This window comes from Luteolibacter luteus (assembly GCF_012913485.1).
GTDB lineage: Bacteria > Verrucomicrobiota > Verrucomicrobiia > Verrucomicrobiales > Akkermansiaceae > Haloferula > Haloferula lutea.
This window is the reverse complement of record NZ_CP051774.1, coordinates 5,493,033-5,506,708: the sequence shown is the minus strand read 5'-3', so window position 1 is coordinate 5,506,708 and position 13,676 is coordinate 5,493,033. Positions and strand designations below refer to the sequence as shown.

Here is a 13,676-nt window from a genome sequence, read left to right as displayed (position 1 = left end):
TCTGCCGGGATGGCATTGTGCACAACTCGGCGGTCGCACATTGGTCAAGCCGCTCCCCCTTTGTCAACCTGCCGACCGAACATCGCTGAGGATTCCTCCGCGGGTAGGCACGAGGTATTGACGATGCGGTGTCCCGACCTTGCGGAATCGGGGATTTCTCAGGCCATCGGAGCCCCGCAGCGCCGGCAAAAACGGGCGTCCGGCAGGTGCCCGTGGACGCCGCAGGAAGGGCAGGCGTCGGAAGTGTCATCCCCACCCAGCTTGGAGAGCTCTGAAGTGACGATTCCCGTGGGCACTGCGATGATCGCGTAGCCGGTGAGGACCAGCACGGACGTCAGCAGCCGCCCCAGCGGCGAGTTCGGGGTGATGTCCCCGAAACCGAGGGTGGTGATCGTGACCACCGCCCAGTAAATGGAGGTCGGGATGCTGGTGAAGCCGCTTTCCGGTCCCTCGATCAGGTACATCAGGGTCCCTGCGATCAGGGTGATGGCCAGCATGAAGGAGAAGAATACGGTCACCTTTGCCCGGCTGGCGTAAAGCGCGTGAAGCAGCAGCTCCGCCCCATTCACGTGGCGCACCATTTTGAAAATCCGGAACATCCGCATCATGCGCAGCACCCGGATTACCTGAAGGGCCTGCATTCCGGGCATGACGAGCATCAGGTAGCTCGGCAACACCGAGAGGAGATCGACCAATCCGTAGAAACTCCGGGCATAGTGCATGGGATGCCGCACCACGCAGAGACGGACGATGAACTCGATCGAGAAAAGGATGGTGAAGCCCCACTCCAAGGCATGCAGGAAGCGACCGTGTTTCGCCGAAATCTCCGGGACACTTTCCAGAATCACCGCCAGCACGCTCAAGGCGATGAGCGAGAGCAAGATGGTATCAAAGCGCCGGCCTGCGGGAGTCTCCGCCTCAAAGATGATCTCGCGCCATTGGTCGCGGCGGGATATAGGTCCGGCTTGAGAATCAGGCATAGTCCCAGCTTGAAGCAAAGTTAGAGAAATGGCACGCAGGAAGAGCAATCGTTGACCGGGACGCCATCAGCAACGAGGAAAGAGCGCGCTTGAAAACCGATGAGTAGCGAGGAGCAAGTCACCGAGGAGAAGAAGAAGCGTCCGCGCCGACGCCGCTGGAGGAAGGTTCTGGGAGTACTATTCCTCCTTTTTATCGCCGCTCTCGCGTGGCTGAACGGCCCGGGATGGCGCTGGCTTGGCGGGATCGGGCTGAGAAATTCGCTCGAAAAGGCCGACATGAAGGCCGAGTTCGAGCTGAAGGGAACCCTTTTGAGCGGCATCCGGGTGGAGAAGCTGAAGCTGAGCGGTGGAGTGATCCGCAAGCTGGAGATCGGCTCTGCCGGCCCGCTCTACAAGGTCAGCCGGGTCATTCGCGGGGAGATCGAAGGCGTCGCCGTTAGCAGCGTCGATGCGGTGATCGACCTCGCCGCCGCTCCGCCAAAGGATCCGAATGAGCCGGAAAAGCCATTCGATCCCGATGGTCTCCCGGAAACCCTGCGGAAGGTGCGCCGGATCCTGCTGCCGATGGACCTGAGCGCGGCTGATTTCCGCTTCCGGTTGGTTCGGGGCGAAGAGAACCTTGTGACTCTCGACACAAGCGGCTTCACCCATGCGGCGGGCAGCAGTGATTTCCGCCTGAAACTCGGAGCGCTGGCCGCCGGGGAGGGTTATGCCTTTGCCGCCCAAGAGACGGTCATCCACTGGACCGAGGAAGAGCTCTCGGTAAATCAATTCGACCTGACCCCGCGACTGGGCGTGCGGGAACTGCGGCTGAACATGCCCGAGAGCGGAGGACTCTCCGCAACCGGGATTGTCAACGTGGAGGATTCCCGCCTGATCCTTGAGGGCACCCTGAACTCCGCCAAGCTGCGGATGGAAGGCGACCCTTTGCCGGTGCATGAGGCAGTGAAGAACCTGGCGCTCGGCCTGCCCGCCGAGGTCACGGTCCGCGCCTTCGAGGCGGATTTCGCCGGCTTCGACAAGACACCCGAGCAATGGCAGGCCAGCGCCAAGGCCGAGGTGAGCGATGTCGTCTACGAAGACTGGCAGGTCCCCTCTCTCAAGCTGGAGGCCAGCAAGAATGGGAGCAATGGCAAGGCGACATGGACCTTGGCAGCTCTGGATTCCGAAGTCAGCGGCGAAGCGAATCTCGTCTGGCGCGATCTGGCGAATGGAGCATGGACGGATTTCGAGGCGACAGCGAAGGCCGCCGTGCCGCGCGTGCAGCCGCTCTTCTCGGCGCTGAAGGAGCGCTTCAAGTTTGCGCCCGCCGAAGCCCCTCCCCTGCCCGCTTCCACCCTGACGCTCGATGCGAAGGTGGACTCAGGAAAGGAGGGCATCCGCTCGGCCGACGCCCGCTGGCTGCTCGCTCCAGAGACCGAGGCACCGGCTCTTGCCGGCGAGGTCAAGTGGACTCCGGATGGGAAGCTCAATGGCACTCTGGGCACCGATGGCCTGCGTGCGATCTACGCGCTCGATCTGACGGCGAAGCTTTATGAGGGCAGCGCCACCATCGAAGCCCTGCGGCCGGAGAAGCTGGCCCCGTGGGCCGCCGCGGCCGGCGTCACCCTGCCCACCGGGATGAATGTCACCGCAACTTGGAAAGGCAGCGGCAGCTTCGCCGCACAGCCTCATAAAGGAACCTTCGACCTGGCCTCTTTCGAGTGGGTTCGCAAGGACGTGCCGCCGCTGATCGTGCGAACCAAGGGTGACTACAACTGGCCGCAGGAGGTGAACCTCAGCAGCCTCACCGCTATTTCCGATGGGCAGACGATCGAAGCGGAAGCCGCGCTGGCGAACAAACTGCTGAAACTCACCAAGATCGAGTGGAAGGACGGCCAGACCCGTCTGGTAGGCGGGCGCGCAGAGATCCCCGTGCCGGAGAATCCCGGTGATGTGAAAGCTTTCCTCAAGCAGACGGAGCCGATCAGTGTCTTCCTGGAGTCCGAGTGGATCGACAATGCGCGCCTCGCCGCATGGCTGCCGGAAAAGAAGTCGCCGCTCGCCTCCGGAAGCGGACGCGTGAATCTGGTAATCACCGGCACGCCCGCTGCCCCGAAGCTCGATTTCGAAGTGCAGTTGAAGGGTCTCACCGTTCCTGACCAGCCGGATGTGCCCGTGACCGATGCCACACTGAGCTTGGACGGGGCGGATGGAAACCTGGTGCTACAGGGCGAATTACGGCCCGCATCGTACCCGGCGGTGACGCTTTCCGGAAAGATGCCCTTCAAGCCCGGCGAGTGGGCGGAGAATCCCGGCATGGTCCTGGAAGAACCGATCCAAGCCCGCGCGAATATCCCGAGGCTAGAGCTCGGTATCTTCCAGAAGATGGTGCCGAATGCTCAGACGCTGGCGGGCAATCTCGAAGGCTTCGTCAGCGTCGGCGGCAAGGTGGGATCTCCCGAACTTGCCGGTGAGCTACGGCTCGCCGACGCCGCCTTTGCCTTGAAGGACTCCGAGGTGCCACCGATCACCAATGGCAAGGCGCTGGTAAAGCTGGAGGGCAAGGAGGCCCGGCTGGATCTTCTCTCGATGGAAATGGGAGGCGGCACGCTGACTGGCAGCGGCAGGACCAGTCTGGCGGATGCCGCGAAACCGACCTTGGACTATTCCCTGCGCGGGGTGTCTCTGCCACTCAAGAGGGACGAATCAATGATCGTCCGTGCCGATGCCAATCTCGATATCCGCGGCGATCTCCAGCAGGCCGGCATTTCGGGCACGGTAGAGATTGTGGATAGCCTGTATTATCGCGACTTCGAGATCCTGCCGGTGCGCGTCCCTTTCACCGCTCCCTCACGCCCCTCGCTTCCCGCGATCGATCCCGACGAAAAATCCGCCGAACTCCCGGAGCCCTACCGGAATTGGACCCTGGACGTGCGGGTCCGGACGCGGGATCCGCTTCTTATACGCGGTAACCTGGCGAACGGCACCGCAGTGGCGGATGTCCGCTTCGGCGGGACGCTCGGAAATATCCAACCGCAGGGAAATGCGATCGTCGGCGATGCCACGGCGCGCCTGCCCTTCAGCACGCTGCGGGTGGACAACGGGGCAGTGACATTCACTCCCGCGGGTGGTCTGAATCCGGAGCTCAACATCCGCGGCACCTCGACGATCGGCCGTTATGAGGTGAATGTTTTCTTCTATGGTCCGGTGAATGCACCGAAGACCGCGCTGACCTCCGACCCGCCGCTGCCGGAGTCCGAGATCATGACCTTGCTGGCCACCGGCACGACTTCGGATGGCCTTGAGGGAGGACAAGCCGCCACGATGAAAGCAGCCCAGCTTCTGGTGGAAGAGTGGCGGAAGGGCCGGCTGCCCTTTGCCGAGCAGGTGGCAAAGGTGATGGAAGTGGTCAATCGCGTCGATGTCCGCATCGGCGAGGATGATCCGCTCACCGGCAAGCGCTTGAATTCCGCCACGATCGAGCTGCATGACCGCTGGTTTGTCAGCGGGTCCGTGGACAAGCAGAGCAACACCCGCGTCCTCGGCGCCTTCGTGATCCGCTTCAAATGAAGAGAGACAAAAGATTGTCAGACCACCGACCGAAGACCGGAACCCTGCTTTCTCCGGTCTTTTGCCTACTGTCTTCAAGTCTCCTGTCTCCGGCCCTCCTCTCCGCGGCGGATATCCGCGTGGAAGGCATGAGCTCCATGAAGGAGAGCGAAGTGCTGGACCTGCTGGGAGACAGGCTGGTCCACGTGAAGAACAAGCCGCCGAGTGTCTCCCGCGCGAGCGATGCCGCCTTCCTCCTGGAGTCCCTGATGAAGCGCCAGGGCTTTCAGAATCCGGATGTGAAACCGGTGATCTCCGGCAACACGATCCGCCTGGTGGTGAATGAAGGCCAGCGGCTTTCGATCGGCTCGGTCTATGTGCCGGGATTCGAGGAAGAGGAGCAGGTCCGCCTTTCGAAGCTCTTCAAGCTGCCCGGACAGGAACGGGTGTTGCGGCCCGGCCAAGAGCCGCCGTTCAAGGAAAGCGATGTCGCCGAAGGACTCTCGCTGCTGACTGCCGATTTCCGCTCGCGCGGCTACTGGCGTGCCGAGGCGAAGGTCGAGAAGGAAGGAATCGCACCGGGCACTGCGGAGATGACCTTCGTGATCCGGATCACTCCGGGCAAGCTCCACCACCTCGGTGAGCCGCGCTTCGACGGAGCTCCGGATGAGTTGATGGCGAGCCTGCGGGCGAAAACCGCGCCGCACGTCGGCAAGGTGGCGAATACCGACCTGCTGACCACGCTGCGGAGCGAGGTGGAGAGCATCTTCCGGGCGACCGGTTATCCGCTCGAGACCTTCAAGATGAACCGTATCTTGAGCGACACGTCGCTGGCCAATGCCACGCTGACACCGCGTTTCATCATCAAGTTTGGCACCCGCCAGAAACTCGATCAGGTGATCGTGAAAGGAACCCAGAAGACGAAGGTCGACCGGGTGACCGCGCGATTCGAGGACCTGCGCGGCGATTGGTTCGATGCGGAGGAATTCGACAAGCGTCTGAAGAAGATCCTCGCGACGGGGGCATTCTCTTCCGTGCGCGTGGAGAACACCACCGATGCCGACGGCAATCTCGATGCCACCTTGCAGATGGTGGAGGGAAAGGCGAAGGGTGCCTCCGTTTATGGCGGCTTCGGCAGCTATGAAGGGGGGATCATCGGTGTGAAGTATCACGACCGGAATCTCTTCGGGAACTTGTGGAACTTCGGTGTCGGCTTGGAAGCCAGCTCGCGGGGTTTCCTCGGCGATATCCGGCTTTCCGATCCCTGGCTTTTCGATACGGACACCTACCTCGGCCTCCGGCTGTATTCGGTGACCCGCTCGCTGGAAGGCTATGACAAGTTCGAAACGGGCTTCTCCGCGGAGTTCTCCCGCGATGACCTTGGCGAACACATCGACGCCAGCGTGATCATCGGCACCGCGATCGTGAACGTGGATAGCAACGGCATCCCCCGCGATCAACTGGGCGAGACCGTCTACACTCACAACTACATCCGGGCGGACGTGGGCTACGACCGCCGTGACGACCCGGTCTCTCCGACGAGCGGCTACCACTTGAATGCACTGCTTGAGGCGGGCTTCATCGCGGCGGATAGCAATTCGAACTACGTGAAGTTCGAGACGCTCGGCGCAGGCTACATTCCCGTCGTGCCGAAGAAGAGCCAGGTCAATGTCGCGGCTCGAATCGGGATGCTTTTCCCCTCCTCCGGCGTGGACGAATTCCCGATCGACCTGCGGCTCTTCACAGGCGGCGCGGACACGGTGCGGTCTTTCCGATTCAACGAACTGGGCCCGCGCTCCCGGAGCAATGACCCGCTCGGCGGCGAGACCTACTGGGTGGCGAATGTGGAATATGTCCACACGCTCTTCGGCCCGATGAAGGGCGTCGGCTTTGTCGATGCCGGCCATCTCTCCGCGGTCAATGACGGCTTCAGCTTCGATTCCCCGGAGATCGCGGTCGGCCTCGGCCTCCGGATCGACCTGCCCGTCGGCCCCATCCGCCTAGAGTATGGCCACAGCCTGACACAAGACGCTGGCGACCCATCGGGCGTGTGGCATTTCGCGATCGGAACGGCGTTCTGAGGCGGGAAATCCACGGCACCGGCAAGCGGGATTCGACATGGCGGGGGTTCGGGGTTTAATATCCGGCGATGTTCATCCTTTCCTGCGAGCCTGCCACCTGCGCCGTTCCCGAATGGCACAAGGAGCTCTTCAAGGGCCACGAGGAAACCCTCACGGCGGAAGGCTGGTCGCCGGGGGCACTGAACCTCGCGCAGGCCTTCGCCACCAAGCTGCGGACCTTGCTCGCCCACGGTGATGTGACCAAGCTCCTCGTGGATTTCTCCCGGCGACCGGATGACCCGGAACGCTTCAGCCGTTTTTCCAAACGACTCACCGAGGACCAGCAGCGCAAGCTCGACGAACGCCACCACCACGCCCACCTCAACTTGCTGAAGCAGCGCATCCGTGAAGAGAAAGCCAAGGAGGGGCAGGCACTTCATCTCTCCATCCGCACGGAAGACAGCGCGGACATGGGAGCGATCGAGCTAGTCTTCGATCCTTCGAGAGAGATCGAGTCTGCATTTGTTAGAAAATGGGCGGATGCCCTGCGGACCGCGGCTCCGGAACTCCGCATCCTGACCGTAACTGATCCGAACTACGGGCTTTCCGCGGCGCTTAGGGAGGAGTTTACCTCTGGGTTCGGCAGCATTTCCGTGGTCGCCGCGCGCTCATCCTTTCTCGAAGGGAACCCGATCCGCTGGGACAAGTTGAAGAAGCTGCTGCTGGACACGCTGCCGAGGTAGGACGCCATCGGCTTTTCGTATTCTCCCCTGAAGTCCGCAAGCTTCAGAAGCCGACAGGCCGGCTATGTTAGCGCCTATTCCTCCACGAGGTTTGGGAAGAGCTTCCAAAACGGGGGCTAAATTCCCTCGCCGTGACAATCGCGATGGGATAGCTTCATGGGATCGCCTGAAACCAATCCGGATTTCTCAGCCATGATCCGCTTGCCTGTTATTCTCAGTGTCTGGGTCTTCGCCCTTAGCCTAGGTGCCCATGGAGAAGCCACAGTACCGCTGGTGCCGCCGGGAGAGATCGTCTTCTACCGGAACGCAGGCATTCCCGAGGGATCCAGCTACAAGAAGCTGGGCCCGGACCAACACCTCGGGTCGAAGGTCTACGCACTTGCCCCGTCTTCGGAATGGATCGCCTTGCGCAAGGCGTTGTTCCCCGATGAGACCAGCGAATTCCCTGTGGTCTTCGCGGAGGAGCGTCGCTTTCCCGATGGGGGTCGCGCCTTGGTCGCGGCCCAGCTGTCCCTTCGTCTTAGTGGAGACGGCAATGCCGGCCCTAGCCCGGTGATCTGGTGCGATATTTTCGTGATCGATCGTAACGATCCCAAAGAGCCGAAGCTGCTCTGGCGTGGAAGCCAGCATTTCGGAACCTTGCAATCCTCGGTTGTCCATCGCGGCGTCGTGGACCCGAAGGATGAAGGAGCCTTCTCCGTGAAGCTCGTCTGCGAAGCAACACACGAGCGGGTCTTCCGCTTTACCTCCGCCCCGCTATGGGAAGTGAAGGTAGAGCAGAAGTGAAGTTCGTCGACGAGCTGTCTTTGCTGTTAGGCCTTGCCCATCGGCCGGGCGAAGGCCTCCGCCCCTAACCTTTGAGAATGAAAAAGCGGTGCCACCCTTCCGGATGACACCGCTTTGAAATCAGCCAAGCTTGGCGGGGATTACATCTCCAGCATCAGGCGCGTCGGGTTCTCGATGCAGTCCTTGATGCGGATCAGGAAGGTCACCGCTTCCTTGCCGTCCACCAAGCGGTGGTCGTAGCTCATGGCGAGATACATCATCGGGCGAATCACCACCTGACCGTTCAAGGCCACGGGGCGCTGCTGGATGGTGTGCATGCCGAGGATACCGCTCTGGGGCGGGTTGAGGATCGGGGTGCTGAGCAGCGAACCGTAGGTGCCGCCGTTCGAGATCGTGTAAACACCGCCTTGCAGGTCTTCGATGCCGATCTTCCCTTCCTTCGCCTTCTTTGCGTAGTCGATGATGTCCTGCTCGATCTGAGCGAAGCTCTTCTTGTCGGCATCACGGATCACCGGGACGATCAGTCCCTTCTCGGTGCCAATGGCCACGCCGATGTCGTAGAAGTGGTTCTGCACGATGTCCTGGCCGTCGATCATGCCGTTCACCTGTGGCACGTCCTTCAGCGCCTGCACCACGGCCTTCACGAAGAAGGACATGAAGCCGAGCTTCACGCCGTGCTTCTTCAGGAAGTCTTCCTGGACCGCCTTGCGCAGGTCCATCACCGCGGTCATGTCGGCCTCGTTGAAGGTCGTCAGGATCGCAGCGGTCTGCTGGGCATTGACGAGATGCGTCGCGATCTTGCGGCGCAGCATGCTCATCTTCTTGCGGGTGGTGCGGCCGTTGGAAACTTCGGCGGAAGCAGTCTCGCGCGGAGCCGGAGCGGACAGCGCGGTGAAGTCCGGCTTGGGCTTCGCGGCCTCTGTCGGAGCGGGAGCAGCAGCGGCAGGAGCCGGGGCGGTTGCCTGAGCAGGCGCGGGCGTTGCCGCGGCAGCAGGAGCCGGCGCTGCCACAGGAGCACCAGCACCCACAGTGATCTGTGCGATCACGGTGCCAATCGACACCTCATTACCTTCCGCGACCACGATCTTGAGCGTGCCGGAGGCGTCAGCCTCAAGCTCGCTGGAAACCTTGTCGGTCTCCAGGGTCACCAACACGTCACCCTTGTTCACGGCAGCGCCATCGCCCTTGTGCCAACGGGCCACGTTGGCGGAGGTGATGGACTCACCGGCGGCGGGTACCTTCACGTCGATCACCTGACCGCTCGGCGCGGAGGCAGCAACAGGAGCGGCGGCGGGAGCCGAAGCTGCAGCGGCAGGTGCAGCCGAAGCGGCACCCTCCTCGATGCTAGCGATCACGGTGCCGATCGCCACTTCCTCGCCTTCCCCGACGATGATGTGCAGGGTGCCATCAGCGGAGGCTTCGAGCTCGCTGGAAACCTTGTCGGTTTCCAGCGTCACCAGGACTTCGCCCTTGCGGACGCTTTCACCTTCCTTCTTGTGCCAACGGGCCACGTTGGCGGAGGTGATGGATTCACCGGCGGCGGGTACTTTGACTTCGAGAGACATGCGGAGAGGAAATGACGGATGACGGATCAGGAATTTTTAGGGACCGGCGGACGAGGGATCAGATTTTGAAGGCGGCTTCCTGGAAGGACTTCGCCTCCTTGTAGCTCTGCGCCTTCGAACCTGCAGCCGGGCTGGAAGCACGGTCGCGGCCGGCGTAGCGGACCTTCTGGCCGAGCGCCTTCTCCAAGCGCGGGAAGATGTAGGACCAAGCACCCATGTTGAGCGGCTCTTCCTGACACCAGACGAAGTTCTTCGCGGCCGGATACTGGCTGGCCAAGGCACTCACCAGCTCATCGTGGAAGGGATAGAGCTGTTCGATACGGATGATCGCCGTGTTCTTGATGTCGTGCTCCTGACGGTAGGCGGCGAGATCGTAGAAGACCTTGCCGGTGCAGAAGATGATGCGCTCGACCGACTTCGGATCTTCGAAGTGGATCGGATCCGGCAGTGCTTCCTGGAAGCAGGAACCTTCGAGGAAATCCGCCTCGGAGGAAACGGCTTCCGGACGGGTCAGCAGGCTCTTCGGCGTCATCAGCACCAGCGGCTTCCGGAAAGGACGCATCTTCTGGCGGCGCAGCGCGTGGAAGTACTGGGCCGGCGTGGTGAAGTTGCCGACGATCATGTTCTTGTCCGCGCAAAGCTGCAGGAAGCGCTCCAGACGGGCGCTGGAGTGCTCCGGACCCATGCCTTCGTAGCCGTGCGGCAGCAAGAGGACCAGGTCGGTCGGCGTCTGCCACTTCGATTCCGCGGAGGCGATGAACTGGTCGATGATGACCTGGGCACCGTTCGAGAAGTCACCGAACTGCGCTTCCCAAAGGGTCAGCATGTTTGGAGCACCGATCGAGTAGCCGTAGTCGAAGCCCAGCACCGCGAACTCGGAGAGCAGCGAGTTGTAGACGCAGAACTTCGCCTGCTTCTCGCTCACGTGCTCAAGCGGGATGTAGCGGTCGCGGCTCTCGGAATCGTAGAACACCGCGTGGCGCTGCGAGAAGGTGCCGCGGCGGCAGTCCTGGCCGGACAGGCGGACCTGATGACCTTCGGAAAGCAGGGCGCCCCATGCGAGGGACTCGGCGAAGGCCCAATCGATCGGACCACCATTCTGCAGAGCTTCCTCACGGCGCGGGATGAAGCGCTTGGCCAGCGTCGGGTGAAGGTTGAAACCTTCCGGCACGGTGGTGAGCACCTTGCCGACGTGTTGGAGAAGATCCTTCGAGATACCGGTGCGGACCGGGGCATGGTTGTATTCCACCTGCTCCACCGCAGTCGAGCCGCTGAAAGCGCTACGCTCGCCGGTGGCCTGGAGTTCCAGCATCTTGGCGTGGCCCGCTTCGAACTTGTCCCAGATGTCCTTCTCGATCTGGTCGGCCTGGGCCTGAGTCAGCACGCCTTCGGAGACGAGTTGCTTCTTGTAGATCTGGCCGATCGTCTCGCGGCTCTGGATCAGCTTGTAGATGTGCGGCTGGGTAAACGCGGCCTGGTCGGTCTCGTTGTGGCCCTGGCGGCGGTAGCAATACATGTCGATCACCACATCGCGGCCGAACTTCTGGCGGAACTCGAGGGCGAACTGCGCCGCCCAGTAGAGTTCCATCGGCTCCTCACCGTTCACGTGCAGGATCGGGGCCTCGATCATCTTCGCCACGTCCGTCGCGTAAGCGGAGGAGCGGGCGTCAGCCGGCATCGTGGTGAAGCCGATCTGGTTGTTGACGATCAGGTGGATCGTGCCGCCCGTGCGGTAGCCGGGAAGCTGGGAAAGGTTGAGCACTTCAGCCACGGAACCTTGGCCGGCGAAGGCGGCGTCCCCGTGAAGGAGGATCGGCAGCACGCGCTTGCGGTCGGTCTTCACGCCGTCATCGCCGATCAGGCGCTGGCGGGCGCGGGCCTTGCCCTCGACCACCGCGTTCACGGCTTCGAGGTGGCTCGGGTTGGCGGCCAGGCTCACGCGCACCTTGCCATCGGGCAGTTCGCGGACGCTCTCGTAACCGAGGTGATATTTCACGTCGCCATCGCCCGCCACGAGGTCGGGCATGTAATTCGGCGTGAACTCATAAAGAATGGTAGTCAGCGACTTGCGGACGAAGTTCGCCAGCACATTGAGGCGACCGCGGTGGGCCATGCCCATCTCGATCTCCAGCACGCCCGCGGACGGACACTTCTCGAGAATCGCATTCAGGACCACCATCGCGCCTTCACCGCCCTCCAGCGAGAAGCGCTTCTCGCCGAGGAACTTCTTACCAAGGAAATTCTCGAAGCTGTCCGCCTCGATCAGCCAGCCAAGGGCACGGACCTTGCGGTCGGCCGGATCGGCCTCGCGGAGGGCGTGCTGCTCGATGTGGCGGCGCACCCAATGGCGCACCGTGGTATTATGGATATGCGTGAATTCGAAGCCAATGAAGCCGGAGTAGGTGGCTTCCAGCGCGGCCAGCATGTCGCGCAGCTTCATCTTCGAGCCGTCGCGGAAAAGCGGGTTGGAGGCCTCCTTTTCGAGGTCGGCTTCGGTAAAACCGAATTGCTCCGGGCTCAGGCGCGGATTGCGCTCCGGGCCGCTGAGCGGGTTGATCGACGCCTGGGTGTGGCCCAGCGTGCGAAAATTATAAACAAGGCTCACGACCTTCCCGTAGAAGGTCTGGTCGGCCTCGGTGGCCGCGGGAGCGGCTGCGGCCTGGGCGACGGGGGCGCTCTCTCCGGCACCGCCCCGGGGCTTGGTCTGAGCCACCCCCAGTTCGAAGCCTTCAAAAAAGGCCGCCCAAGTGGGGTCGACCGAGCGGGAATCCGCGCACCACAGCGCGTATTGTTCCTCCAGCAAGTCCGCATTGAAGCGGGCGGAAACCGACGATTTCATGAGCGGTAATTTCGGGTGCCGGCGGGAGATCGCGGAAATTCCCGCTTGGCCCCTCGCGCGCAGCGCTTAGGTAAGAGGCCGTCCCCGACGCGTCAACGCACAAGGCCGGTTTTTCCGGGGAAATCCTGCTCCTTATCCCTTTCCATGATCGAAGTCCGGAACCTGACCAAGAGCTTCGCCCGCCACCAAGCGGTGCGCGGCATCGATTTCAACGTCGAACGGGGCGAAATCGTCGGCTTCCTCGGGCCGAACGGCGCAGGAAAGACAACGACCCTGCGGATGCTCACCGGTTACCTGCCGCCGACCTCCGGGAGCGCCACGATCGCAGGCTACGACATCTTCCGCCAGTCCCTCGAAGCGCGCCGCTGCATCGGCTACATGCCGGAAAACGTGCCACTCTATGACGACATGCGGGTGCGGGAGTACCTGAAATTCCGCGCCAACCTGAAAGGTCTCTCCGGCAGCGACGCCCGACGCCGCGTGAACGAGGTGATCGAGACCTGCGGCCTTGAAGGTGTCCGCCGCAAGATGATCAAGGTGCTCTCCAAGGGCTACCGCCAGCGCGTGGGCTTGGCCGATGCCCTCGTCCACGAGCCGCAGCTCCTGATCTTGGACGAACCGACTAACGGACTGGATCCCAATCAGATCCGCCAGATCCGAGACCTAATCAAGAAGCTCTCCGAGAAGCACACCATCCTGCTTTCCACCCACATCCTCCACGAGGTCGAAATGACCTGCGGCCGGGTCATCATCATCGATGGCGGCCAGATCAAGGCCCAGGACACCCCGCAAAACCTGGTTGCAGGAATGCGCGCCGCCGGTCGGGTGCATGTGGAAGTCCAGGGCGACACCGATGTGATCTCCCCCGCCCTGCAACGGCTGGACCACGTAAAGCGGGTCACCTCTGAAAAGCTGGCCGAAGACTGGACCCACTATGAGATTCTGGTCGATTCCGGCACCGATGCCCGCGAGCGGATCCATGAACTGGTCTCCCAATACGGCTGGCCAATGCGCAGCCTGTATCGAAAGGACGCCACGCTGGAGGATGTGTTCGTCGAGCTGACGCGGCGGGATTGAAGATCGGGCTCCTCTAGTGCGAGGCTCCGCCGGGCAATCACCCTAGCTCAAAGTGCCGCAGGGCACGCCGGAATGGGTAGAAGGCCTCATCTCCC

The 13,676-nt window shown here is 62.3% G+C and carries 8 protein-coding genes; 5 read left to right on the top strand and 3 right to left on the bottom strand.

Annotation, left to right across the window (positions count from 1 at the left end; genetic code table 11):
- Positions 1-158 precede the first annotated feature (158 nt).
- Positions 159-980, bottom strand: coding sequence for an ion transporter (locus HHL09_RS22800; protein ID WP_169456980.1), 822 nt, complete (start codon positions 978-980; stop codon positions 159-161).
- A 99-nt stretch (positions 981-1,079) separates the two neighbouring features.
- Between HHL09_RS22800 and HHL09_RS22795 the strand changes: the two genes are divergently transcribed.
- The 4 genes from HHL09_RS22795 to HHL09_RS22780 all read left to right on the top strand — a co-directional run bounded on the left by HHL09_RS22795 (position 1,080) and on the right by HHL09_RS22780 (position 8,100).
- Entirely contained in the window at positions 1,080-4,532 is a 3,453-nt protein-coding gene (locus HHL09_RS22795) for a translocation/assembly module TamB domain-containing protein (RefSeq protein WP_169456979.1), read from the top strand.
- Between the two features lie 128 nt (positions 4,533-4,660).
- Complete coding sequence (locus HHL09_RS22790; protein ID WP_169456978.1) at positions 4,661-6,592, top strand: BamA/OMP85 family outer membrane protein; 1,932 nt, start codon at positions 4,661-4,663, stop codon at positions 6,590-6,592.
- A 68-nt stretch (positions 6,593-6,660) separates the two neighbouring features.
- The gene (locus tag HHL09_RS22785; RefSeq protein ID WP_169456977.1) at positions 6,661-7,314 is read left to right on the top strand and encodes a hypothetical protein; all 654 of its coding nucleotides are present in this window, start codon (positions 6,661-6,663) and stop codon (positions 7,312-7,314) included.
- Between the two features lie 156 nt (positions 7,315-7,470).
- Complete coding sequence (locus HHL09_RS22780) at positions 7,471-8,100, top strand: hypothetical protein (RefSeq protein WP_169456976.1); 630 nt, start codon at positions 7,471-7,473, stop codon at positions 8,098-8,100.
- A gap of 140 nt (positions 8,101-8,240) precedes the next feature.
- Here the strand turns inward: HHL09_RS22780 and sucB are convergent, their stop codons facing one another.
- Both sucB and HHL09_RS22770 read right to left on the bottom strand, forming a co-directional pair.
- Complete coding sequence (gene sucB, locus HHL09_RS22775; protein ID WP_169456975.1) at positions 8,241-9,665, bottom strand: dihydrolipoyllysine-residue succinyltransferase; 1,425 nt, start codon at positions 9,663-9,665, stop codon at positions 8,241-8,243.
- A 58-nt stretch (positions 9,666-9,723) separates the two neighbouring features.
- Positions 9,724-12,504 (bottom strand): 2-oxoglutarate dehydrogenase E1 component, encoded by a 2,781-nt coding sequence (locus HHL09_RS22770; protein WP_169456974.1) that lies wholly within the window; start codon positions 12,502-12,504, stop codon positions 9,724-9,726.
- 144 nt (positions 12,505-12,648) lie between these two features.
- On the opposite strand from HHL09_RS22770, the gene HHL09_RS22765 reads away from it, so the two are divergent.
- Positions 12,649-13,581, top strand: coding sequence for an ABC transporter ATP-binding protein (locus tag HHL09_RS22765; RefSeq protein ID WP_169456973.1), 933 nt, complete (start codon positions 12,649-12,651; stop codon positions 13,579-13,581).
- Positions 13,582-13,676 lie beyond the last annotated feature (95 nt).